Genomic DNA, 23392 nt, shown 5'->3' with positions numbered 1-23392 from the left:
CACCGCGGCCCGCCTGCCGGACGGACGCGCACCGGCGCGCCGGAAGGCGCGCACACCGGCCCTCTACCGGTGCGTGATCTCCCACACCCGGCTCCGCCCGCTGCGCCACTCCTTCCGCCAGGGCACCTATCTGTGGTTCGTGGACCCGGAGCGTCCGCCCCGGCTGCCGCGACCACTGCGTGGCCTGGCCCGGTTCGAGGCGCGGGACCACTTCGGCGGTACCGCGCCGAGCATCCGCGCCGGACTCGACCGGTTCCTGACCGCGCACGGCATCACCCTCGGCGGCGGCCGGGTGCGCATGCTGACCTCCGCCCGGGTCCTGGGCCACGTGTTCAACCCGCTCACCCTCTACTGGTGCCGGCCCGCGGACGGGTCGCCGGAGTGCGTCGTCGCCGAGGTGCACAACACCTACGGCGAGCGGCACTGCTATCTGCTGCACCCCGACCCGGAGGGCCGCGCCGAGGTCCCCAAGGACTTCTACGTCTCGCCGTTCTTCACGGTGGACGGTGTCTACCGGATGCGGCTGCCCGAACCGGGCGACCGGCTGCGGCTCGGGGTGCAGCTGCGGCACGGGGACGACACCTCTTTCGTCGCCACCGTCACCGGGCGGCACCGGCCCGGGACGGCCGGACAGTTGCTGCGGACCGCTGTCCGCCACCCCTGGCCGACCGCGGCCACCACGGCCGGTATCCGGCTGCACGGCATCCGCCTGTGGCTGCGCGGGCTGCCGGTGCGCCCCCGTCCGCGAAACCCCCGACAGAAAGGACTGTCTTGACCCTGCACGCCTCACCCGCCGTCCCCGCCACGCACAGCGTGGACCCTGTCCGATGGCCCGACGTGGCCGAGGTGCCGCGCTCCTCGTGGATGCGTACAGCAGTCACCCAGCGCCTGCTGCGCCGGGCCCTGGGCGAGCTGCCGCTGCGCGTGCAGCTTCCGAGCGGCGAGCGGTGGGGGCGGGGCGGACCGCTGATGGAACTGCACGACCCCGCCGCCTTCCACCGCCGCGTCGGCCGGTTCGGACTGATCGGGTTCGGCGAGTCGTACATGGCCGGCGAGTGGGACACGCCCGATCCGGTCGGTCTGCTGTCCGTCTTCGCCGAGCACGCCGACCGGCTGCTGCCCGAGTCGCTGCAGCGGCTGCGGCATCTGTGGGCGCCGCGCAAGCCCGCCGCCGAGCGCAACACCGTCGCCGGTTCGCGCGCCCACATCAGCCACCACTACGACCTGTCCAACGAGCTGTTCGCCCTCTTCCTGGACGAGACCCTCAGCTACTCCGCCGGCCTCTTCCGCAGCCTGCCGGCCGACCAGGAGGCCTTGGCGCCCGCGCAGCGCCGCAAGGTCGACCACATGCTCGACCTGGCCGACGTGGGGCCCGGAACCCGGCTGCTGGAGATCGGTACCGGGTGGGGCGAACTGGCGCTGCGGGCCGCCCGCAGAGGCGCCGAGGTGGTCAGCGTCACCCTCTCCCGGGAACAGCTCGACGTGGCCCGGCGCCGGGTCGAGGAGGCCGGGCTGAGCGACCGCGTCTCCGTCCGGCTGCACGACTACCGGCAGGTGCGGGGTTCCTTCGACGCCGTCGTCAGCGTGGAGATGATCGAGGCCGTCGGCGCGGAGCACTGGCCGGTCTACCTCGGTGCGCTCGACCGGCTGCTGGTGCCCGGCGGCCGGGCCGCGCTCCAGGCCATCACCATGTCGCACCAGCGGATGCTGGCCACCCGCAACACCTGGACGTGGATACACAAATACATCTTCCCCGGCGGGCTGATCCCCTCCCGCGAGGCGCTCACCCGCATCGCCCACGAGGAGACCGCGCTGTGCCTGGCCCGGTACGACCGGCGCGGTCCGCACTACGCCGAGACCCTGCGGCTGTGGCGGGAGCGGTTCGCCGAGCACACGGCGGAGGTCTCCGCGCTCGGCTTCGACGCCGTCTTCCGCCGCATGTGGGATCTCTACCTCGCCTACTCGGAGGCCGGGTTCCGCACCGGGTACCTGGACGTCCAGCAGCTGCTCTTCATCAAGGACGGAGCCACCGCACCGTGATCCAGCTCGTCTCCCGAACCGGCGCCGCACAGCGCCTGGCCGCCGTCGCCGAGGAGTTCCTCGGCGGTGCACTGCCGTTCCGGCTGCGGGCCTGGGACGGCAGCGAGGCCGGACCGTCCGGCGCCCCGCTGGTTGTCCTGCGCTCGCGGACGGCGCTGCGGCGGCTGCTGTGGCAGCCCGGCGAACTCGGTATGGCCGACGCCTACATCAGCGGCGACCTGGAGGTCGTGGGCGACCCGGCGGAAGCGCTCGCCGCCCTCTGGCAGGCCGCGCGGGAGCGCGGCCTGAGCCGGCCGCGGCTCACGGCCCGGCAGTGGGCAGAGGCGGCTGCGCTGCTGGTGCGGCTCGGCGCGGTCGGTCCTCCGCCGCGCCCGCCGGGCCGACGCGCCCGGCAGGGCGGCACGCTGCACAGCGTGGCCCGGGACCGCAGCGCCATCAGCCACCACTACGACCTGTCCAACGACTTCTACGAGCTCCTGCTCGACGAGACGATGGCCTACTCCTGCGGCTACTGGAGGCAGCCGCCCGGCACCGAGGGCTACGGGCCGGCCCAGTCCCAGCACGACAAGCTGGATCTGATCTGCCGCAAGCTGGCGCTGCGCCCCGGGGCCCGGCTGCTCGACATGGGATGCGGCTGGGGTTCGCTGACGGTGCACGCGGCCGAGCACTTCCAGGCGCAGGTCACCGCCGTGACCCTCTCCGCCGAGCAGGCGCGCCACACCCGGGAGCGCGTGAGGGCCCGCGGGCTGGAGGACCGGGTGCGGGTGCGGCACTGCCACTACCGCGACCTGCCCGACGGCGGATTCGACGCGGCGGCCACCGTCGAGATGGGCGAGCACGTGGGTGCGGACGCCTACCCGCACTTCGCCGCACGGCTGCGGCACGCGCTCGCTCCGCGCGGCAAGCTGCTGGTGCAGCAGATGTCCCGGGGCGCCGACGCACCGGGCGGCGGACCGTTCATCGAGACGTACATCGCCCCCGACATGCACATGCGGCCCCTCGGGGAGACCGTCGCGCTGCTGGAGGAGGCGGGCCTGGAGGTCCGTGCCGCCACCTCGCTGAGGGAGCACTACGTGCACACCATCGACGCCTGGCGCGACACCCTGGAAGCACACTGGGACACTGCCACGGCCCTGGTCGGAGCCCCCACGGCGCGGCTGTGGCGGCTGTATCTGGCGGGCGGAAGGCTGGCCTTCGCCGAGCGGCGGATGGGCGTCGACCAGATCCTCGCCGTCCGGCCGGACGAGGAGGGCCGCAGCGGGCTGGGCGCGAACCCGCTGGGCGGGCACGAGGGGACGTGGTCATGACCGGCGGCACCGACTGGTCCGCGCTGGGCGGGGACGTGTGGGCGACGGTCGCCGCCGTGGCGGCCGTCATGCTGCTCACCTTCGCCGTCGCCCTCCGCAAGGGTGTCCACCGCATCGTGGACGTCGCCTGGGGACTGGCTTTCGCGGCGGTGGCGCTCACGACGTGCGGGTTCTCCGCGGGCGAGGGCGATCCGGCGCGCCGGGCGCTGGTCACCACGCTCACCGTGGTGTGGGGGCTGCGGTTGGCGGGGCACATCGCCGGCCGGGGGCGGGGCAAGGGCGAGGACCCGCGTTACGCGCGCATGCTCGACAAGGCGCCGGGCAGCCGGAACGCCTACGCGCTGCGCAAGGTCTATCTGCTGCAGGGCGCGCTCGTGCTGGTGGTCTCCCTTCCGGTGCAGGCGGGGCAGTACGTGCACACCCCGCCCGGTCCTCTCGCCTGGGCCGGGTGTGCCGTGTGGCTGGTCGGGATGTTCTTCGAAACCGTCGGGGACGCCCAACTGGCCCGCTTCACCGCACGGCCGGAGAACCGGGGCACCGTCATGGACCGGGGACTGTGGTCGTGGACGCGGCACCCGAACTACTTCGGGGACTTCTGCGTCTGGTGGGGTCTGTACCTCGTGGCGGTCACCGACGGCGCGACGGCGCTCGCGGTGCTCGTCTCCCCGCTGTTGATGAGTGCGCTGCTGACCGTGGGCAGCGGAAAGCGCCTGCTGGAACAGCACATGGCCGACCGGCCCGGCTACGCGGCCTACGCGGCGCGCACCAGCGGCTTCCTCCCCCGACCGCCACGGCGGACAGTCGGCGGGAGGAGCTGACCGCCTCCGCGCCGCGCGCCGGCGCGGGAGGGGATGCAGGGACACGACCGGTCCGTCCCGTGCCTGTGGCACCGCCCGGTGCCAAGGCACGGCCATGGGCACAGGTGCGAGACCCCCCGGTCCCGGACGAGGGGACGGCGGGCGGACCGCCGTGCCGCGGGCAGCGCGCGCACGGCGGTCCGGGCCCGCGGCGGATCACGCCGGGAAGTCCACCAGCATCACCGGCTCGGAGGTGGGCTGCGGGGAACCCCCGTCCGGCTCGACGGTGACCCCCATGCCGGAGGCGCCGTCGAGTTTCCCCTCGAGCAGGGCCGCTTCGGAGCCGGAGCCCGGATGCATCAGGCCCGCCGGACGCATCCGGCCGTCGTCGCTCAGCCACAGCTGGTAGACCTTGCCCTTCGGCGGCGCCGGCATCCCGGAGACCACCAGGGCCGCCCGGTTCTGCGACTGCGAGAGGACCACGGTGCTGGAGCCGCCGCCCGGCAGTTCGCCGCCGGAGACGGCTTTCGCGTCGGAGGCTGACAGCACCCGCGCGAGGGCCTCGGCCCGGTCCTGGGCCCGCTCGCTGCGCTGCCGCGCGTCCTGGGCCTCCTGGTGCTGCCACACGGCGACCCCGCCCAGCGCCCCCGCGGCCGCGACGCACGCCGCGAGTGCCCAGATGTGCCAGGCCCGTCGCCGCCCGCGCGGCGCCCGGACGGCGACGTCCTCCTCCGCCGCCCGGCCTCCCGGCGACTCCTGACGCACCTCGCCGATCCGGCGCAGTACCCGTTCGCGCAGTTCCGCGGGGGGCTGCTCGGAGACGGCCTGGCCCAGCCGGGCCGCGGTGGCGCGCAGCTCGGCGACCTCCTGGGCGCAGAAAGAGCAGGCACGCAGATGCTTCTCGAACTCGTCCCGCTCGTCCCCGGAGACGGCGTCCAGCGCGTAGGCGCCGGTGAGCGTGTGCAGTTCCGCGGTCTTCATCCCTGCACCCCCAGGCAGTCCCGCAGCCGGATCAGGCCGTCCCGCAACCGTGTCTTGACCGTGCCGAGCGGCTGGGAGAGCAGCTCGGCGACCTCACGGTAGGTCAGCCCCTTGTAGTAGGCCAGTGTCACGGACTGGCGCTGGATCTGGGTGAGCGTGCGCAGGCAGCGGCGCACCTGCTCCCGCTCCAGCCGCGCCTCGACCTGCTCGACGACATGGTCGTAGTCGCGGGAGCCGGAGAGCTGCGCCGCCCGCAGCTCCCGGTCGCTCGCGGACTGCTCGGACCGCACCCGGTCCACGGCGCGGCGGTGGGCGAGCGTCATCACCCAGGTCATCGCCGTTCCCTTGGCCGGGTCGAACCGGGCGGCCACCCGCCAGACCTCCACCAGCACCTCCTGGGTGACCTCCTCCGACTGCGAAGGGTCGCGCAGCACGGAGCGCACGAGCCCGAACACCGGACCGACCACTCTCTCGTACATGGCTGCGAAGGCGTCCTGATCGCCTCGCGCCACCTGGACCAACAGGTCACCCAGCTCGACGGGCCCCACCGCGGGGGACCCGAGGGCAGCGGCTTCATCCATCCGCCCTCACCCCCGGCGCTCCCGGCCCGGCCGGACGGTCACCGCGTGCGCGGCCTCGTACAGGAGACACGTTCTTCCCTTCTCGACATGACAGCTCCACCGCTGCTTCGGAGCCGCACGCCCGGCGGATTGGCCGACGCCCGCACCGGGCGGCGGCACCGGCCCGCCGGTGCCGCGCAGACGTGTCGCGTGCTCCGGAGGGTATCCGTCACCGGGACGATGCGGAGAAGCGGGCCGCGGCAGGTACCGCGAGTAGGGACCGTGGGACGGCCGAGGTGGAGGCAGAGGATGGCGGAGCAGCGGGCGGACGGGCGGCGGTGCCTGGTGACGGGCGCGACCGGCTACATCGGGGGGCGGCTGGTGCCCGAGCTGCTGGACGCGGGATACGCGGTGCGCTGCCTGGCCCGGTCGCCGGAGAAGCTGCGCGACCACCCCTGGGCCGATCGCGTCGAGGTGGTGGGCGGCGACCTCACGGACCGCGGCCCGACCGCGGCCGCGCTGCGCGGGATCGACGTCGCCTACTACCTGGTGCACTCACTGGGCACCGGGAGCGGCTTCGAGGAGACCGACCGGATGGCCGCCCGCCTCTTCGCCGAGGAGGCACGGACGGCCGGGGTGCGGCGGATCGTCTACCTCGGCGGGCTGGCACCCGCGGGGGTGGACGAGCGGGAACTCTCGCCCCATCTGCGCTCCCGCGCCGAGGTCGGCCGCATCCTGCTGGAGTCGGGCGTGCCGACGGCGGTGCTGCGCGCCGCGGTCATCATCGGCTCCGGTTCGGCCTCCTTCGAGATGCTGCGGTATCTCACCGAGCGGCTGCCGCTGATGGTCACCCCGAGCTGGGTGCGCACCCGGATCCAGCCCATCGCCGTACGGGACGTGCTGCGGTACCTGGTCGCGGCCGCGGCACTGCCGACCGGTCTCAACCGCACCTTCGACATCGGCGGCCCGGACGTGCTCACCTACCGGGACATGATGCTGCGCTACGCGTCGGTGGCGGGGCTGCCCAGGAGGCTGATCCTGCCCGTCCCGGTACTGACCCCGGGTCTGTCCAGCCACTGGATCGGGCTGGTCACCCCCGTTCCGCCCGCCGTGGCGCGGCCACTGGCCGAGTCGCTGCGGCACGAGGTCGTCTGCCGCGAGAACGACATCGTGCGGTACCTCCCCGGACCGCCGCGGCAGCCGGTGCCGTTCACCCGCGCGGTGGAGCTGTCGCTGCGGCGGGTCCGCGACCAGGAGGTGGCGACCCGCTGGTCCTCGGCGTCCGTACCGGGCGCCCCCAGTGACCCGCTGCCCACGGACCCCGACTGGGCGGGCGGCACCCTGTACACCGACCGGCGGGCCCGACGGGTGTCCGCCTCTCCGGACGCGCTGTGGCGGGTCGTCGAGGGCATCGGCGGGGAGAACGGCTGGTACTCCTTCGGCCCGCTCTGGGCTGCGCGCGGCTGGCTGGACCGGCTGCAGGGCGGAGTGGGGCTGCGCCGCGGCCGGCGCGACCCGGGACGGGTGCGGGTCGGCGACTCGCTGGACTTCTGGCGGGTGGAGGAGGTCCGGCCGGGCGAGCTGCTGCGGCTGCGCGCCGAGATGCGGCTGCCCGGACGGGCCTGGCTGGAGATGTACGTCGACCGGACAGCGGACGGCCGTACCCGCTACCGGCAGCGCGCGCTCTTCCGCCCGCACGGCCTGGCGGGCCACCTGTACTGGTGGAGCGTCGCCCCGTTCCACACCGTGCTCTTCGAGGGCATGGCCCGCAACATCGCCCGGGCCGCCGAGCAGGGCACCGGGGGCCGGCCCGCCGGCCGGAGTGCCGGACGCCGTCACCGCCTGCTTTCCCGGCGCCGTCGGCCGTAGGTCCCTCCGGTCGGTCCGAGCGGACCGGGGGTCGCCGGGAGCAGGTGGCGGGGCGGTGACCCCGATCGGCGGCGCTCCGGTGGCGCGGCTCGCGCTGCCCTGCTGACCTGGAGCAGGCGGCTCACGGGCCGCGAGACGCAGACGGCACGCCGCGCCGGGCGGCGGGGTGGAGGTCGGGGACGATGCACAGCGAGGGGCCGGAGTCGGACGGCAGCGGCGCGGACGCCGCGGGCCCGCACCAGGACTCCTTCACGAACCGCTGTGCCGTGCGCCGCGAGCAACTGGGCCTGTCCCGGGACGAGGTGGCCCGCCGTGCGGGCATGTCGGTGGCCTATCTCGACCGGCTGGAGTCCTTGAGCGACGACTTCGATCCGGCCGCCCTGATGCGCCTCGCCGCCGTCCTCGACCTCCCCTTCGACGAACTGAAGGAGGGCCCGCGGGAACCGGGTCCGGGCCGGCGGCCGGCCGCTGCGCATCCGCAGCTGAGCCGGATGTCGGAGGACGAGTGCTGGCGGCGGCTCGGCACGCACGGAGTGGGCCGGGTCGGCCTGGCCGACGGGTCCGCACCGGTGATCCTGCCGGTCAACTTCCTGGCGGACGGCCGCACCGTGGTCTACCGGACCGACCCGGACGGGCCGGCGGCGGCTGCGGACGGGGCAGCGGTGGCCTTCGAGGTCGACCGGACGGACGAGCGCCTCAGCACCGGTTGGAGCGTCCTTCTCACCGGGACCGCCCGGCATGTCACCGATCCCGGCACGCTCGAGGACCTCGCCTCCCGGCCGGGCGCTGCCCCGTGGGCGGGCGGGCGGCGCGAGCTGTGGGTCCGTGTGCTGCCCGGCGAGGTGACCGGGCGCCGGATCCGCACCCGGTGACCCGGGTACGGCCCCGAACGCCGCATGCCGGGTCGGGCGAGCGGGCGCATCTTCGCATGCTCCGCGTACGGAGACGCGGAGCCCGCCGCGCGGCCGGCGGATCAGGTGTGCGGGACGACGGCGACGGGGGTGCGGGAGTGGTGCATCACCGCGTGCACCACGGATCCGACATGGGGGCTGAAGCGGGAGGTGCGCTGCCGTCGGCCGACCACCAGCAGAGCCGCGTTCTCGGCGGCCTTCACCAGCAGCGCCGCCGGCTGTTCGAGGAACGCCCGGACATCGACCTCCACGCCGGGATGCCGCTCGCACCAGGGTCGCACCCTGGCGGTGACGGCGGCGGCGCGTTCCGCCAGCAGTTCGTCCAGGGCCATGGTCGCCCGGGGCAGGGTGCGCGCACCGTAGTAGGCAGGCGGCTCCCAGCCGTGCCGGATCTCCAGCGGCGCCGCGCGGCGCCCGGCGGTCTCGAAGGCGAAGTCCAGCACCTCGTCGCAGGGGCGGCTCAGGTCCACGCCGGCCACCACCGGGCGCGCGGCACCGCGCTCCGCGTCCGCTGCGGGCGCCTCGTCCGCCTGCGGGCTTCCCGCACGGGCCCGGACGAGGACGACGGGGCACTGCGCGTGCGCGACGGTGGGCAGCGCGACGGAGCCGACCAGATAGCCCCCCAGGGTGCTGAGTCCGCGCGATCCGATGACCAGCAGATCCGAGGCCTCCGACAGTTCGGTGAGCAGCCGGGCCGGTTCCCCGGTCGCCGACTGCGTACTGATGGCCAGCTCCGGGAAGTCGGCCGACAGTTCGGAGGTGGCCTCGTGGAGGACCTGCTCGGTGTGGCGGCGGGGCTCGCCGCTCTCGTCCGGGGCGACGAGCTGGTCCAGGGCGCTGTCGGCGACCTGCACGTGCACGAGCTGGAGCGGTGCGCCGCGGGCGGTCGCCTCGCGGGCTGCCCAGCGGACCGCGGCCGTGCTCTCCGGGGTTCCGTCGGTACCCGCCGTGACGAAATGGGCCATGTTCGCTCCCGGGACGGAAAACTCCATACCTCGCATACCGGACCTCTCCAGGTTCCCGCGGTCGCGCTGAGCTGTCCACCGACGCCGGAGCAAGAGGGGCCAGCCGACACGGCCGGGAGGGTGCTCAGGGCCCAGGGCTCAGCACGCGGCACACGCGGGCCGGTGCCCGGAATCGGCGCCGCCGCCGAGGTCCGGACGCCGCAGGTCCCCTGGACCCACGTTGCGCCACCGGCACGCCACCCAGCGGGCACACCGTGCGGGCGGCGGCGGTAGCGGTTTCACTCCTTATGGGGGAGGTACGCAATCGCCGATCCGGCAGGGCGGAGGCTGAGTCATCCATGACGGACACCATCGTAGTGGGCTTCGACGGGTCAGCGGAGAGCCAGGCAGCGATTGACTGGGCCGCGCTGGAGGCCGAGCGGCAGGGCGCGGGGCTCCGCCTGGTCCATGTGTGGCGCTGGCAGCCGCACGCGTCGGCCGCAGACCCGGACAAGGAGCACGAGTGGATCGCCCGGGTTCCGCGGGAGGCGGCGCAGCGGCTGGCCGAGCACCACCCCGGACTGCGGGTGGAACAGCTGAGCGTGCCGGGGGTGGCGGCGGATGTGCTGGTCGAGCTGACGGAGGACGCGCGGCTGCTCGTGCTCGGCTCCCGGGCCCTGGGCAGGGCGAGCGGCTTCCTCCTGGGCTCGGTCGGTCAGGAGGTCACCGCCCGGGCCGAGTGCCCGGTCGTGATGGTGCGCGCCTCCTTCCAGGACGAGGAGGTACGGGAGAGCCCGACACCACGGGCGGGCCCCTACCCGGGGCCGGTCGTGGTCGGGCTCGATCTGGTCAAACCCAGCCGGGCGATCCTGCAGTTCGCCTTCGAGGCCGCGGCGCTGCGGGGAACGGGCCTGCGCGCGGTCCACGTGTGGAAACTGCCCGCGGTCTTCACCTACGGCCCGCGGATGATCGACCAGACCCAGCGCTCGGAGCTGGGGCGGCGGGAGCATCAACTGCTCTCGACCGCGGTGCTTCCGTGGCGGGAGGAGTACCCGCAGGTCACGGTGGACGAGCAGGCGGCGCCGGGGAACGCGTCGCGGCATCTGATCGAGCGGGCCGACGACGCGTCGCTGCTGGTGGTCGGGCGACGGGTGCAGCGGCCCGCGCTCGGCACCCGGCTGGGCCCGGTCACCCAGGCCGCCCTGCACCATGCCACTCCGCCGGTGGCGGTGGTCCCGCACATCTGAGGCTCCGCACATCCGAGTCGGCACGGGCGGGGGCACGCGGTGCGGCCCGTCGGCTCCCGGCCGCCGCGCGGACCGGTGAACGCGCCCGCGCGGAACGGCGCCCCCGCGGCCCGGGGCGGTGGTGTCCGCCACGCACACGGCGCCTCAGCTCCGTTCGCCCACCCGTCGCCGCAGGACCACCAGGTTGGCGGTGAGCGTCGCGGCGACGGCCAGCCCCATGCCGAGGACGGCGCCGCCCATTCCGAACACCGGCGGGCTGAAGCCCAGCCCCAGCACCACAAGTGCACCGGCCACCACCAGCAGGGCGTGCCCGACGGCTCCGGTCCCGGTCATCCGGTGCAGCACGCCCAGCACGAGCAGCACGATCACCACCGGTACGGCGACCGCGAGCCCCGCGGCCTGCTCGGTCAGGTGCGCGTGGTGCTGGGTCGTGTCCAGGGCGGCCTCCAGACCGCCGCCCACCGCTGCCAGCGCCGCGAAGACCACATAGTGGCCGTATCCCCACACCAGTGCGGTACGCAGGGTGGTCAGTTCGGCGTCGCTGCCGGTGAAGTAGATCCACCACAGGGCGAAGACAAGCAGCAGCCCGCCGAGGGCGATCAGCAGCACGGTGGCGGACAGACCCTGGTCGGTGACGGCGGACTGGACGGCGGTGAGACTGGCGAGGATGACCTCGCCGAGCACGATGATGGTGAACAGGCCGTACCGTTCGGCGATGTGCCCGGGGTGCCAGGTGGTGGCCCCGCCCCGGGACTCGGCCCAGGCGGGCACGGCCAGTTCGGCCACCACCAGGAGGACGATGGTGGCCGGTGCCCATGCGCCCGTGGTCCACAGCCGGGCGATCCAGCCGCACTGCACCACGGCGACGCCCGCCGCGTACCGCAGGGCGCTCCGGCGCCCGTCGGGATGCCCGGCGGCGGCCCGGAGCCACTGGGCGATCATCGCGAGGCGCATCAGGACGTAGCCGACCACCACGATCGCGAAATCGCCGTCCTGGAACGCGTCTGGCACTCCGGCGGCCAGTACCAGGGCGCCCGCCATCTGAAGCAGCGTCAGCAGCCGGTAGGGCACGTCGTCGGTGTCGTAGGCGGAGGCGAACCAGGTGAAGTTCATCCACGCCCACCAGATCGCGAAGAACACGGCGGCATACCCGGCGAGCCCGGACCCCAGATGCCCCTCCGCCCAGGCGTGGTGGAGTTCGGCCGCGGCCTGGGCAACCGCCACCACGAAGGTCAGGTCGAACAGCAGTTCCAGAGGGGTGGCGGCACGGTGCTCCTCGCCGGGGTCCCGGCCGCGCATCACCCGCCGCAGGGTTCCCGTCCGCTCCCCGAGGCTCCCGCCTGCACTCATCCCGCTTCACCCGCCCGGTGCTCGCCCGCCGCCCGCGGCCGGCCGCCGCAGGGGACCACAGCAGATCCAACCGGAGGCCCCCGGGCCGTGGCCCCGCGACGCACCGGCCGCCCGGATCCCGTACCCGGGCCGGGCGCCCCCCGCGGGCGGGGAGGACGGCCGGACGGTCCGGCAACGGGGCGCGGGGCAGACGATACGTCAGCCGTGGGCGACGACGGCGACGGGAACGGGGGCGTGGCGCAGGACGGCATGGGTGACCGCGCCGCTGCGGATGCCGATCCGGCCGTGCCGCGTGCGGCGGCCCACGACGATCATTGAGCCGCCCCCGGAAGCTCCACGAGGTGGCCCGCGGGGCTGCCGATCCGAGACTCCTCGCGGACTTCCACCTCGGGGTACTTCCGGCACCACGGCCGCAGCGCCTCGGCGATCTCGGCGGCCTTCCGCCGGGCGAACTCCTCGTGCAGGCCGAGGACCGCCGACATGCCGTAGACGCAGTAAGGGGGCAGGTTCCAGGCGTGGACGGCCCGCAATGGGACGGCGCGGCAGGCCGCCGTCTCGAAGGCGAAGGGCGAGCACCGCGCCGTCGGGGCTGTCCGCGTCGAGGCCGAGCACGACGGGGCGGAATCCGGTGGCGGCGGAGGGGATACCGGCGGGGTCCATGGCGTGCTCGTCCGCGGCCTGTTCCCCGGCCCGCACGAACACCACCGGCCGCTCCACCCGCGCGGCGACGGCCAGCCCCACGGAGCCGACCAGGTATCCGCCGAGCCCGCCGAGCCCGCGGGAACCGAGCACCAGCGGTTCGGCGTCCTCGGCAGCGGCGGTCAGCACCGCGTCGGGCGCTCCCTCGTGCAGCTCGACGGCCACCTCCACCCCTGGGTGGCGCAGTCGGATGCCGTCGGCCGCCTCGCGGGGGATCCGGTCCGCCCAGTCCTGGAAGGTCTCCGGGACGGCCGCCGGGGGCGGGTACGTGAGCGGGGCCGAGGCGGGCTCGCGCACATGCAGGAGCCGCAGGGGCAGGCCGCGCGGGCCGGCCTCCCGGGCTGCCCACTCGGCAGCGGCACGGCTCTCGGGTGAGCCGTCGAGGCCCACGGTCACATTGCGGGACATGGCCTCCCCCTCTCATTCCGGGCGCTGCTGCGAGCGTCGGCGCCGGGCGGGGTGCCGGACAGGGGCCACAGGTCCCGGTGCGGGTCCCATCGGCCCCGCGGAACAGGGCTCTCGGGCCCGGAGCGGCGGGAGCGCGGACGGGGGCCGCGAGCATCCCCGCGGGAGAACGCTGCGGCGCGCGAATCCGTGGTCAGTCGATAACAGGATGAAGGTGTCCGGATAACGGTCACGTCACGCGCCCAGGCAATTTGATTAGTTACTCGCCGTTATGTGATTTACATCACGTGTGAATCCGCAATGAACATGCTAGAACAGCGCAATCCCGTATCCGGCTCCACCCCATGCCGGCTCTGCGGACTGCCGGTATCAACTGCACAACCAGGGCGATCGCGGTTCGATTTCGCGGACCGACTCCCTCCCCCTCGCCGATCGGACGACGGCGTTCTGCTCCATGTCCGCTCACCGCGGCGCAGTCTCCCATGCGCCGGCCCGCCCTACAGGTGGTAACCACTGTGTCACTCGATTCCATAACCGACTCCATTGACAGTTCCGTCAGCGATTTCGTCGAACCCATTGCCACCAAGCTGGGTGAAATCGTCTTCTACTCCGTTCCCATCGGCGGAACCGAGCTCCCCCTGATCGTCGCCTGGCTCGTCGTGGCCGGCGCGGTCTTCTCCTCCTGGTTCGGCTTCATCCAGATCCGCAAGTTCCGGCTCGCGGTCAACGTGGTGCGGGGCAAATACGACGAAGACGGGTCGGACGGTGAGGTCAACCACTTCCAGGCACTGACCGCAGCGGTCTCCGGCACCGTCGGCCTCGGCAACATCGCCGGTGTCGCCGTCGCCGTCTCCATCGGCGGTCCCGGCGCCACCTTCTGGATGGTCCTCTGCGGTCTGCTGGGCATGGCCACGAAGTTCGTCGAGGTGACCCTCGGCGTGAAGTACCGCGACGTGCACCCGGACGGCACTGTCTCCGGCGGCCCCATGCACTACCTGCCCAAGGGCCTCACCGAACGCTTCGGCAAGAACGGCAAGATCCTCGGCCGGGTGCTGGCGGTCCTGGCGTCGGCCATGATCCTCTTCTTCGGCCTCTTCGGCGGCAACCTCTTCCAGGTCAACCAGAGCTACGCGCAGCTCGTCTCCGTCGCGGGCGGCGAGGACGGCGCCCTGGGTTCCTCCGCCGGCGCCCTGTTCTTCGGCCTCCTGATGGCCGCGATCGTCGGCATCGTGCTGCTCGGCGGCATCCGCTCCATCGCCACCGTCACCAGCCGGCTGGTCCCGTCCATGGCGGCGCTGTACATCGTCGGGTGCCTGATCGTCATCCTGGTCAACATCACCGCTGTCCCGGACGCGATCGGCTCGATCTTCGAGGGCGCCTTCAACCCTGAGGGTGTCGCCGGCGGTATCCTCGGCGCGCTGATCATCGGCTTCAAGCGGGCCGCGTTCTCCAACGAGGCCGGTCTGGGCTCCGCCCCGATCGCGCACTCCGCGGTGAAGACCAAGCACCCCGCCAGCGAGGGCCTGGTCGCCCTGCTGGAGCCCTTCATCGACACCGTGGTCGTGTGCACCATGACCGCCCTCACCATCGTCATCGCCAGCCCCGACAGCTGGGCCAAGGCCCGCACGGACGAGTCCATCGGCGGCGTCACCATCACCTCCGACGCCTTCGAGACCGTGCTCCCCTGGTTCCCGTACATCCTGACCCTCGCGGTCATGCTGTTCGCCGTCTCGACCGTGCTGACGTGGGGCTACTACTGCCTCAAGGCGTGGACCTACCTGTTCGGCCGCAGCAAGGTCAGTGAGCTGAGCTTCAAGGTCGTCTACACCGTGTTCGCCGTCGCGGGCGCCCTGCTCACCCTGCAGACCCTCATCGACCTGGCGGACGCCGTTCTCTTCTCGCTGGCCGTCATCAACATCATCGGCCTCTACCTGCTCGCCCCGATCGTCAAGCGCGAGCTGAACCACTTCCTGGAGTACATCCGCACCCGCAAGGCCGGCGCACCGGACAGCTCCGGAGGCGCCGACGAGGACAAGGACCCGGTCACCACGACCGTCTGACGGCCTCACCGACGCACCGCGGAAGGGGTCCGGGTACGCCGCGCCACGGCGTACCCGGGCCCCTTCCGCATGTCTGCTCGCGGCGCTGCCCGGCCCGGTGTCCGACGGAGTGCCCGCAGCGGGCCGCGAAGGGCCGAGGCGGCTCAGCGCGTCGAGGCCGCCGGAGACCTGGCTCGGGTGATCACCCGGCCAACACACCGTCGGCAAGCCCGGGGACGGGATGCCCGGCGACCGGCGCACACTGCTGCGCGCTCTCTCGGGGCTGCTGACTCCTTCCGGCACCGCTGCTACATTGAGCCTCATGTTCCTCCTCTTGGCATAGGTACGCCCAGGCCCGCGACCCGCACGGTGCTCGCGTCCTTCGGCGTCCTTCCTTCCGCCTCGACCGAGGAACATTCCATGTCTGCGCCTGCTCAACGGCGATCCTCGTACGCCGCCGTCTCGTACGCCGCCGTACTGCGCCTTCCGCACGCCCGGCGCACCTTCGGTGCCGCCTTGCTCGGGCGGCTCTCCTACGGCATGCTCGCTCTCTCCGTGATGCTGGCGGTGACCCGGGCCACCGGCTCGTATGCCGTCGCGGGCACGATCACGGCGCTGTTCGGCGCCACCGGTGTCTTTCTGTCCCCGGTTCGGGCAGCCCTCGTCGACCGGCACGGCCCACGCCTCGCGCTGCTGCCGATGGCCCTGCTCTACGCAGGTCTCCTGGGCGCTCTCGCGGCGGGCTCCTGGCGTCCCGCCGGCACCCCCGCCGTTCTGCTGGGCACCATCGCCGCAGCCGCGGGCGCCGCGATGCCTCCGCTCGGCCCCTCGATGCGGGCCGTCTGGCGTGAACTCACCGACGAACCGGCGCTGCTACAGCGCGCGTACAGCCTGGACGGCGTCGCGGAGGAGGTGCTGCTCGTGTCCGGACCGCTGCTGGTCGGCGCGCTGGTGCAGATCGCTCCTCCGGCAGCCGGGATCGTGGTGAGCGCGCTGCTCGTGGGGGGCGGGACCTTCGCATTCGTCATGTCGCCGGCCGTGCGGGACGTACGGCCGGCTGCCGTTTCTGAAGGAGCGGCACGCTCCGGGGCACGGCTGCAGGGGGCGCGGGCGCTGCTGACGCCGGTCGTGGTGGCGGCCGGGGTCGGACTGTCCCTCGGCGCCGTGGGTCTGCTGGTCCTCGCGTTCGTGACGGAGCGGCAGCACGGTGACGACATGGTCGCCTGGGTACTCGCGGCCCTCTCGGCGGGCAGCACGGTCGGCGGGCTCCTGAACGGTGCCGTCAACTGGCAGGCCGGGGCCCGGGTACGACTGCCGCGGCTGGCAGTCGGACTCGGTCTCGCCCTGGCCGCCGCAGGGCTCGCACCGGGCGTGGGGACTTTGACCGTCGCGGTGGCGTGTGCGGGAATCTTCGTGGCTCCGGCGCTCACCACGGCGTATCTGCTGGCCGACGAGGTGGCACCGCGGGAGCGCCGAACGCGGGCGGGCGCCTGGGTCAACACGGCGGTGAACGCGGGCATTTCCGGCGGCACGGCGACGGCCGGTCTGCTGGCAGCACGGCTGCCCCTCGGCACATGCTTCGCGCTCTCGGGCGGCGTAACGGTGTTCACGGCCATGGCCTGCGCCGTGCGGAAGCCGAAGACGGCAGGGCTGCCCCTCGGTTGAGCACGTCCCATCAGCCAAGAACGTGCCTTCAGCGATGCATCTCCTGCGCCCTGAGCAGTGTTTCCCCCACCCCCGAGCCGTGCCGGTGGCCGAGCCGCACGCTCGGCCACCTCTCGGCGACCGGGCAGCCGTCCTGCCCGGCGGTGACCGCGCCCCACCCCCCGGGTGGAGCACCACCGGAGGCGGTGGCTTCGGCAGCAGTCGGAACCGTGCAGTCCCGGGACTCAGGTACGCCCTTCGCGCTCCTGCGCCGCCTCCAGTGCCGCCGGCGCAGGCATCCAATCGGCGAGGCGTACCTGGAAGCCCGCCCTCCGGTAGGCGGCGACCACCTGCTCGTCGTCGTCGACCACCAGGACCACCGTGCGCTCCCGGGCCAGCCGGCACAGCAGTTCGGGCTTGACGACCCGGCCCGGGCGGCGGTCGTCCCGCGCGCGCATCAGGAGCCGCCCGGCCGGGAGCCCGTGCTGCCGCAGCCACTGCACCGAATCCGTCCGGCAGCGTTCCGGGCGCCCGGTGAGGTAGGCCAGTTCGCACCGCTCGGCCGTCTCCAGAGCCAGCGCCACCCCCTTCACCAGCGGCGGATCGTCCGCGGCGGCGCGGAAGAACGCGTCCCAGTCCCGCGGCCGCCGCTGCAGGAAAGGCAGCCGGTGCCGGACATCGGCCAGCGTCCCGTCCAGATCGAAGACCGCCAACGGCGCACGCACAACCATCGCCACCTCACTCCCGTCGCGCACATTCTGGCGTATCCGGCCGTGGCAGCCGAGCCGCGCCGGCCCGGCCGGCGACCGGCACGGAGGCGGACGCTCCGCCCCCCAGCCGGATGCCGCCGCGGCTCCCCCACAGGAGCGAGCGGCCGCATCTGATGTGCGCTTTTCGGGTGCCCTGGTCGGCGGATGCGGCAGCAGTGGGGTACCGACCAAGGGGCCGAGAGGTCTCTGTAGCGCGCGGCCGGGCACCGGTGCGGCAACCGCAGGGGGCCCGTGCCGGGTCGCCTGAGCGCCGCGGGATGGAAAGGAGTGGGAGCCGTTGACGGTGGGAGGAGCCTCGGCCTGGCTGCTGTCGGCAGGCCTGCCCTTGATCCTCCTGGCGCTGAGCCTGCCGGTGTGGCATTGGCGCTGGCCGCGGGCGCCGGTGCTGCTGCGCGAGGCGGCGCTCGTCTCCACGGTCTTCCTGGTCTGGCAGATCCCGGCCCGCATGTCGGCGGGGAACCTGGAGCCGGCTCTCGACCGGGCACGGTGGATCTACCGCTGGGAGCAGCGCCTGCGCCTGCCGGACGAGGTGGACTGGCAGCAGGCCGTGCTGCCCCACCCGTGGCTGGTGCAGGCGGCCAACTTCTACTACGCGGTGATGCACTTCGGGGCGATGGCGGCGCTGCTGATCTGGCTGTTCTGGCGGCACCGGGACTCCTACGGCCGGGTGCGCACCTACGTCGTCCTGGTCACGGTGGTCTCCCTGCTGATCCAGCTCGTCGCGGTGGCGCCGCCACGGCTGCTGACGCGGCTCGGTTTCGCGGACACGGCCGAACGCTACGGGCAGTCGGTCTACGGCAGCGGGCCGGGAAGCGTGGTGGCCGACGAGCTGTCGGCCGTCCCGTCCGTGCACGTGGCCTGGGCGGTCCTCGTCGCCGCTGTCGTCATCCGGGTGGGCCACCGGCGGTGGCGGTGGCTGGTGGTCGCCCACCCGCTGCTGACCGTTGCCGTGATCGTGGTGACGGCCAACCATTTCTGGCTCGACGCCGCGGCCGCCGTCGCCGTACTGGCGGTGTGCGCGCTGCTGCAGTGGTCCGCGCGGGCCTGCGCGCACCGGGTCGCCAGGGCAGTCCGGCGCACTCCCGTCTCGGCGGACAGCCCGGCGTGCGGAAACGGGGACCCGTCCGGACCGCCGGAGGGATCGGACGGGTCGAGAAGCACCGAGGGAGGGAACCGCGGCTCCCGTGGCCCGCACCCGCGGGGGTGACGGCGGCCCCGAGTGCGGGCGACGATCCGGGCGCCGCCGGTGCGTCCTCTTCGTCCTGGACCGGGGCGGCCCTAGGCTGCGCGGGCCGACAGTTCCGGCGCTGCCCAGCCTGCCGGGACTGTCGGTCTCCGGCTGCCGCGCCGGCTCAGCGCCGTTCGCTGAAACGTTCGGTCGCCCGGGTGCGTCCGGCCACGATGAGGGTGTCGTCCGCCTGGACCACCGTGTCGGGTGTGGCGTAGCTGAAGCCCTCGCCGGGCCGTTTGATGGCGACGACGGTGATGCCGTAGCGGGTGCGGACGGCGCTGCTGGACAGCGGGATGTCGAGGACGTCGGGCGGCGGCGTGGTCTTGACCATGGCGAAGTCGTCCTCGAACTCGATGTAGTCGAGCATGCCGCCGCGGACGAGGTGCGCGACGCGCTGCCCCATGTCGTGCTCGGGGAAGACGACGTGCTGGACACCGAGCTGGGTGAGGATGCGGCCGTGGGCTTCGCTGGTGGCCTTCGCCCACACGTTCTCGATCCCGAAGGAGATCAGCAGCGAGGCGGTGAGGATGCTGGCCTCCAGATCGCTGCCGATGGCGACGACGGCCCGGTCGAACTCGTGGACCGCGAGTTGCCGCAGGGCGTCCTCCTTCGTGGAGTCGGCGCGCACGGTGTGGGTGAGTGAGCCGGAGAGGGACTGGACGACCGCGGGGTTCTCGTCGATGCCCAGGACCTCGGTGTCCTCGTCCACGAGTTCGAGTGCCAGGGACCGGCCGAACCGGCCGAGCCCGATGACCACCACGGATTCGTGGTGGGCGCCGCGGCGGTTCCGATTGCTGCGCTTCCTAGCCAATGACGGGTCGCTCCTCGGGAAGGTCGTACATACGGACGCGCAGCCGCAGGGCCAGCGCGGAGGCGACGGTGATGGGGCCGAGCCGCCCGATGAACATCAGTACCGTCAGCAGGATCTGCTCACCCCCGGGCAGCCCGGAGGTGATGCCGGTCGAGAGCCCGACGGTGGCGAAGGCCGAGGTCACCTCGAACAGCGACTGGTCCAGGCTGAAGTCGGTGAAGACCATGAAGACCAGCGTCGAGGTCGCGACGGCGGCCACCGACAGCAGCACCACCGTCAGGGCCTGCCGCTGAAGGTCGCCGGGCAGCCGGCGGCGGAAGATGTCGACCGCGCCCTCGCCCCGGATCTCCGCGTAGAGCACGAAGAACAGTACGGCGAAGGTGGTGACCTTGATGCCCCCGGCGGTACCGGCGCTGGCGCCGCCGATGAACATCAGCACATCGGTGCCCAGCCAGGTGGCCGGGCTCAGCGCGCCGGTGTCGACGCTGTTGAAACCCGCGGTGCGCGGCATGACGCCCTGGACGAATCCGGCCAGCAGCTTCCCCGGCACGTCCAGCGGACCCAGCGTCGCCGGGTTGTCCCATTCGAGGGCGGTGACGAAGGCGCTGCCGCCGGCCAGGAAGACCGCGGAGGCACCGAGCACGATCTTGGTGTGCAGGGACCAGGTGCGCGGCCTGCGGAATCTGCGGCGCAACTCGAACAGCACCGGGAAGCCGAGCCCCCCGGCGATCACCGCGGCCGACAGCGGCAGGCAGATCCACGGGTCGGTGACGAACCCCATCAGGCTGTCGGAGTAGAGCGCGAACCCCGCGTTGTTGAACGCCGAGACGGCGTGGAAGACGCCCAGCCACACCGCGCGCGGCAGGGTCTCGCCGTAGGCGGTGGCGAACCGCACGGCCAGGATCGCCGCGGTGACCGCCTCCAGCAGCAGGCTGACCTTCACCACGCGGACGACGACCGTGCGCACATCTCCCAGGCCCAGGGTCTTGGTCTCGGTCGCCGCGGTGAGCCGGGCCCGCAGCCCCATCCGGTGGGAGACCAGCAGCACCAGCCAGGAGGCGAACGTCATGATCCCGAAGCCGCCGACCTGGATCAGCGCGAGGATCACCGCCTGCCCGAACCCGCTCCAGTAGCCGGGGGTGTCGACCACCACCAGCCCGGTCACACACACCGCGGAGGTGGAGGTGAACAGCGCCTCCAGCCCGGTGGCCGAGCCCGTCCCGGCCTTGGCCACCGGGAGCATCAGCAGACCGGTCCCGATCCCGATCGCCATGGCGAAGCCGGCCACGACCATCTGGGCCGGGTGCCGCACACGGGGCCGCCACCGGGTCACCACAGCAAGCACTCCGCCCCACAGACACATCCGACGTTTGTTCGCACCGGGAGACGATAAGCAATCGCGCCGCGGTCCTGGGAACCGGTATCCCCGATGACTGCGCGGACCTGTCCCGCGGGACGGGAACCACCCGGACGTCGCCGCCGCACCGGCCGCAGCACGGCCGAGGCCGCAGCCTGGTGGGCTGCGGCCTCGGCGTCCGGTACCCGGCACCTGCGCGGCGCCGGCCCTCGGAGTGCTACTTCTTGGCGTCCTCGGACGGGCTCTTGGCGGAGGACTCGACCGCGTCGGAGAGCGTGCCGTGCTCCAGGCTGTCCTCGATCGCGGCCACGGTCTGGTCGATCAGCTCCTCCTGCTGCTTCTGCTCCTTGGCCCGCAGGTACGCCTGGCGCTCCTGGTGGAAGGACTTCAGCGTGGCGATGCACATGCCGATCATCACGATGCTGAACGGCAGCGCGATGACGATCGCCGCTGTCTTCAAGGTGTTCAGCGACGCGGCTCCGGCACCGAGATCGGAGGCCAGCAGCAGCGCGATGGCGACGGCACCCTCGGCCAGCGCCCAGAACACCCGGCTCCAGACCGGCGGGTTGGGGTCGCCGCCGGAGGCCAGCATGTCGACCACGTACGAGCCGGAGTCCGAGGAGGTGACGAAGAACAGCACGATCAGCAGGATCGACACACCGGCGACGAACTTGCCGCCGGGCAGCGTGTCGAGCATCTCGAACAGCGCGTTGTTGGTGCTGATCGCGCCGTCGTGGACGTAGTCGTGCTTGTCGTTCATCTGCTGGAAGAGGCCGGTGCCGCCGAAGATGGCGAACCAGACGAAGGTCAGCAGAGTGGGGACGAGCAGCACGCCGCAGACGAACTGGCGCACCGTGCGGCCCCGGGAGATGCGGGCGATGAAGATGCCGACGAACGGCGCCCAGGAGATCCACCAGCCCCAGTAGAAGACGGTCCAGCCGTTGACCCAGCTGGTGCCCTCCTTGCCGTGCGCGGCGCCGGTGTCGAAGCTGAGCTGCAGCACGTTCTGCAGGTATCCGCCGACGTCCTGCGCCAGCCCGTTGAGCAGGAACACCGTCGGTCCGGCGATCAGCACGAAGAGCATGATGATCGCGGCCACGCCCATGTTGATGTTGGACAGCCACTTGATGCCCTTGCCGATGCCGGTGACCACCGACACGGTGGCGATGCCGGTGATGCAGGAGATCAGGACGACCAGCAGCAGCTTGCTGTTCGGGTCGTCCACCCAGCCGAGGAAGTTCATTCCGCTGGCGACCTGCATGACGCCGAAGCCGAGCGAGGTCGCCACACCGAAGAGGGTGCCGATGACCGCGACCGAGTCGATGACGTTGCCCAGGACGCCGTTCACCCTGTTGCCGAGGATCGGCTCCAGTGCCCAGCGGATGGAGACGGGGCGCCCCTTGCGGTGCACCGAGTAGGCGACGGCCAGGCCGACGACCACGTAGATCGCCCAGGGGTGGATGCCCCAGTGCAGGAACGTCTGCACCATGGCGAACTGCTCGCGGTCGGCCGCTCCGTCGCCGATGCCCGGCCGGGGTGCGTGGAAGAAGTTCAGCGGCTCGGCGACGCCCCAGAAGACCAGACCGATACCCATGCCCGCGGCGAACAGCATGGCGAACCAGGAGAGCGTACTGAACTCCGGCTTCTCATGGTCCTTACCGAGCTTGATGTCCCCGTAGCGCCCGATCCCGATCCAGATGACGAAGATCACGAAGAGCGAGACCAGAGCCATGTAGAACCAGCTCAGGTTGCCGACGATCTCGTCCTGCACGTTCTGCACCTGCTCAGCGGCCGTGTCCTGGCCGATGACGGCGTAGAGCACGAAGAGCAGGATGACGGCGGCCGACGGGTAGAAGACCCACGGCGCGATCGAGCCATCCCTCGGTGGCGCCGGAGGCTTCGCCTCCGGCTCTTGGTCAGATGTTCTGGCCGTTGTCTGCGCAGCCACGCGTTCATCCTTTGCGGTCAGGTTCATAGGCCACCAGGTCGAAGGGAGTCTCCGGCCTGTCGCGGCAGCTGCCCCAAAACCTTCATGTCATTCATTACGAAAGCATTACTGTCAACGGCCAAACCGGAACGAGACGTTCATCACAGCACCTCCGTGCCGATCACAACCTCCTGACCAGCACTTCTCTCCTCACGGCAGCGACCCGGAGCCAAACCGGCCGATCCACTCGGGCCCGAAATCCGGGCCCGGCACGCACAGCGGTGGGTAACGGATCAGCCACACACCGCCCTGCACGGATGGCGCGGACGCTTCGGTGCCCGACGCTCGCCCGCGCCCCGCCCCCCGCGGAAGCGCGGCGCGCTCCGGCGCAGCGCCGTGCACAGCCCCGCCCGCGGCACCGGGCTCACGTGTCAGCCCCGCACATCTGGGAACCCCAGCACCAGCAGCCACCCGTACTCGGCACAGCGTGGCCCGGCCGGGCC

At 72.6% G+C, this 23392-nt stretch carries 18 protein-coding genes and 1 pseudogene; 10 read left to right on the top strand and 9 right to left on the bottom strand.

Going from position 1 to position 23392, the window contains the following annotated elements; all coding sequences use genetic code 11:
* The first annotated feature begins 13 nt into the window (after window positions 1-13).
* Genes ACFYMO_RS22790 through ACFYMO_RS22775 form a run of 4 tightly spaced genes read left to right on the top strand, consistent with a single transcriptional unit; the run spans window position 14 to window position 4165 of the window.
* Window positions 14-775, top strand: coding sequence for a DUF1365 domain-containing protein (locus ACFYMO_RS22790; protein WP_366771658.1), 762 nt, complete (start codon window positions 14-16; stop codon window positions 773-775).
* Between the two features lie 2 nt (window positions 776-777).
* Window positions 778-2040 carry a class I SAM-dependent methyltransferase gene (locus tag ACFYMO_RS22785; RefSeq protein WP_388548533.1) on the top strand — a complete coding sequence of 421 codons (1263 nt, stop codon included), beginning with the start codon at window positions 778-780 and terminating at the stop codon, window positions 2038-2040.
* Window positions 2037-3347 (top strand): cyclopropane-fatty-acyl-phospholipid synthase family protein, encoded by a 1311-nt coding sequence (locus tag ACFYMO_RS22780; protein WP_366771619.1) that lies wholly within the window; start codon window positions 2037-2039, stop codon window positions 3345-3347. Before ACFYMO_RS22785 ends, ACFYMO_RS22780 begins: the two co-directional genes overlap by 4 nt.
* Window positions 3344-4165: a DUF1295 domain-containing protein gene (locus ACFYMO_RS22775; RefSeq protein ID WP_366771618.1), complete on the top strand. Its 822-nt coding sequence runs from the start codon at window positions 3344-3346 to the stop codon at window positions 4163-4165. The genes ACFYMO_RS22780 and ACFYMO_RS22775 overlap by 4 nt, the downstream gene beginning before the upstream one ends.
* A gap of 195 nt (window positions 4166-4360) precedes the next feature.
* On the opposite strand, the gene ACFYMO_RS22770 is transcribed toward ACFYMO_RS22775, so the two are convergent.
* Together ACFYMO_RS22770 and ACFYMO_RS22765 are read right to left on the bottom strand one after the other, a co-directional pair.
* Entirely contained in the window at window positions 4361-5125 is a 765-nt protein-coding gene (locus tag ACFYMO_RS22770; protein ID WP_366771617.1) for an anti-sigma factor, read from the bottom strand.
* Complete coding sequence (locus ACFYMO_RS22765) at window positions 5122-5706, bottom strand: sigma-70 family RNA polymerase sigma factor (protein WP_019358982.1); 585 nt, start codon at window positions 5704-5706, stop codon at window positions 5122-5124. Before ACFYMO_RS22765 ends, ACFYMO_RS22770 begins: the two co-directional genes overlap by 4 nt.
* Before the next feature lie 288 nt (window positions 5707-5994).
* Between ACFYMO_RS22765 and ACFYMO_RS22760 the strand changes: the two genes are divergently transcribed.
* Window positions 5995-7554, top strand: coding sequence for an SDR family oxidoreductase (locus ACFYMO_RS22760; RefSeq protein ID WP_366771616.1), 1560 nt, complete (start codon window positions 5995-5997; stop codon window positions 7552-7554).
* A 182-nt stretch (window positions 7555-7736) separates the two neighbouring features.
* Window positions 7737-8426 (top strand): pyridoxamine 5'-phosphate oxidase family protein, encoded by a 690-nt coding sequence (locus ACFYMO_RS22755; protein ID WP_366771615.1) that lies wholly within the window; start codon window positions 7737-7739, stop codon window positions 8424-8426.
* A 101-nt stretch (window positions 8427-8527) separates the two neighbouring features.
* Here ACFYMO_RS22755 and ACFYMO_RS22750 read toward each other — a convergent pair whose 3' ends face one another.
* Window positions 8528-9430: a universal stress protein gene (locus ACFYMO_RS22750; protein ID WP_388548469.1), complete on the bottom strand. Its 903-nt coding sequence runs from the start codon at window positions 9428-9430 to the stop codon at window positions 8528-8530.
* Window positions 9431-9768: 338 nt separating this feature from the next.
* Between ACFYMO_RS22750 and ACFYMO_RS22745 the strand changes: the two genes are divergently transcribed.
* Entirely contained in the window at window positions 9769-10656 is an 888-nt protein-coding gene (locus ACFYMO_RS22745) for a universal stress protein (protein ID WP_366771613.1), read from the top strand.
* A 144-nt stretch (window positions 10657-10800) separates the two neighbouring features.
* Here ACFYMO_RS22745 and ACFYMO_RS22740 read toward each other — a convergent pair whose 3' ends face one another.
* Window positions 10801-12006, bottom strand: a complete 1206-nt coding sequence (locus ACFYMO_RS22740) for a low temperature requirement protein A (protein WP_366771612.1) — start codon at window positions 12004-12006, stop codon at window positions 10801-10803.
* 198 nt (window positions 12007-12204) lie between these two features.
* Window positions 12205-13113 (bottom strand): annotated as a pseudogene (locus ACFYMO_RS22735) (universal stress protein).
* Between the two features lie 512 nt (window positions 13114-13625).
* Between ACFYMO_RS22735 and ACFYMO_RS22730 the strand changes: the two are divergent.
* Together ACFYMO_RS22730 and ACFYMO_RS22725 are read left to right on the top strand one after the other, a co-directional pair.
* Window positions 13626-15170: an alanine/glycine:cation symporter family protein gene (locus tag ACFYMO_RS22730; RefSeq protein WP_366771611.1), complete on the top strand. Its 1545-nt coding sequence runs from the start codon at window positions 13626-13628 to the stop codon at window positions 15168-15170.
* 399 nt (window positions 15171-15569) lie between these two features.
* Entirely contained in the window at window positions 15570-16814 is a 1245-nt protein-coding gene (locus tag ACFYMO_RS22725; protein ID WP_388548465.1) for an MFS transporter, read from the top strand.
* A 224-nt stretch (window positions 16815-17038) separates the two neighbouring features.
* Here the strand turns inward: ACFYMO_RS22725 and ACFYMO_RS22720 are convergent, their stop codons facing one another.
* The gene (locus tag ACFYMO_RS22720; protein ID WP_366771609.1) at window positions 17039-17524 is read right to left on the bottom strand and encodes a hypothetical protein; all 486 of its coding nucleotides are present in this window, start codon (window positions 17522-17524) and stop codon (window positions 17039-17041) included.
* 322 nt (window positions 17525-17846) lie between these two features.
* On the opposite strand from ACFYMO_RS22720, the gene ACFYMO_RS22715 reads away from it, so the two are divergent.
* Complete coding sequence (locus ACFYMO_RS22715; protein WP_388548530.1) at window positions 17847-18770, top strand: phosphatase PAP2 family protein; 924 nt, start codon at window positions 17847-17849, stop codon at window positions 18768-18770.
* A gap of 145 nt (window positions 18771-18915) precedes the next feature.
* Here ACFYMO_RS22715 and ACFYMO_RS22710 read toward each other — a convergent pair whose 3' ends face one another.
* The 3 genes from ACFYMO_RS22710 to ACFYMO_RS22700 all read right to left on the bottom strand — a co-directional run bounded on the left by ACFYMO_RS22710 (window position 18916) and on the right by ACFYMO_RS22700 (window position 22910).
* The gene (locus ACFYMO_RS22710) at window positions 18916-19605 is read right to left on the bottom strand and encodes a potassium channel family protein (protein ID WP_388548462.1); all 690 of its coding nucleotides are present in this window, start codon (window positions 19603-19605) and stop codon (window positions 18916-18918) included.
* The gene (locus ACFYMO_RS22705; protein WP_366771607.1) at window positions 19598-20941 is read right to left on the bottom strand and encodes a potassium transporter TrkG; all 1344 of its coding nucleotides are present in this window, start codon (window positions 20939-20941) and stop codon (window positions 19598-19600) included. Before ACFYMO_RS22705 ends, ACFYMO_RS22710 begins: the two co-directional genes overlap by 8 nt.
* A 238-nt stretch (window positions 20942-21179) precedes the next feature.
* Window positions 21180-22910 (bottom strand): BCCT family transporter, encoded by a 1731-nt coding sequence (locus ACFYMO_RS22700; RefSeq protein WP_366771606.1) that lies wholly within the window; start codon window positions 22908-22910, stop codon window positions 21180-21182.
* Window positions 22911-23392 lie beyond the last annotated feature (482 nt).

Source organism: Streptomyces sp. NPDC007025 (assembly GCF_042869455.1).
Lineage (GTDB): Bacteria > Actinomycetota > Actinomycetes > Streptomycetales > Streptomycetaceae > Streptomyces.
This window is presented reverse-complemented; position numbering and strand designations above follow the sequence as displayed.

What these genes read in the sequence shown, in the direction of transcription:
- ACFYMO_RS22775 (WP_366771618.1), top strand. Translation starts at nt 3,344, where the DNA reads ATGACCGGCGGCACCGACTGGTCCGCGCTGGGCGGGGACGTGTGGGCG.
- ACFYMO_RS22770 (WP_366771617.1), bottom strand. Translation starts at nt 5,125, where the DNA reads ATGAAGACCGCGGAACTGCACACGCTCACCGGCGCCTACGCGCTGGAC.
- ACFYMO_RS22765 (WP_019358982.1), bottom strand. Translation starts at nt 5,706, where the DNA reads ATGGATGAAGCCGCTGCCCTCGGGTCCCCCGCGGTGGGGCCCGTCGAG.
- ACFYMO_RS22760 (WP_366771616.1), top strand. Translation starts at nt 5,995, where the DNA reads ATGGCGGAGCAGCGGGCGGACGGGCGGCGGTGCCTGGTGACGGGCGCG.
- ACFYMO_RS22755 (WP_366771615.1), top strand. Translation starts at nt 7,737, where the DNA reads ATGCACAGCGAGGGGCCGGAGTCGGACGGCAGCGGCGCGGACGCCGCG.
- ACFYMO_RS22750 (WP_388548469.1), bottom strand. Translation starts at nt 9,430, where the DNA reads ATGGCCCATTTCGTCACGGCGGGTACCGACGGAACCCCGGAGAGCACG.
- ACFYMO_RS22745 (WP_366771613.1), top strand. Translation starts at nt 9,769, where the DNA reads ATGACGGACACCATCGTAGTGGGCTTCGACGGGTCAGCGGAGAGCCAG.
- ACFYMO_RS22740 (WP_366771612.1), bottom strand. Translation starts at nt 12,006, where the DNA reads ATGAGTGCAGGCGGGAGCCTCGGGGAGCGGACGGGAACCCTGCGGCGG.
- ACFYMO_RS22725 (WP_388548465.1), top strand. Translation starts at nt 15,570, where the DNA reads ATGTCTGCGCCTGCTCAACGGCGATCCTCGTACGCCGCCGTCTCGTAC.
- ACFYMO_RS22720 (WP_366771609.1), bottom strand. Translation starts at nt 17,524, where the DNA reads ATGGTTGTGCGTGCGCCGTTGGCGGTCTTCGATCTGGACGGGACGCTG.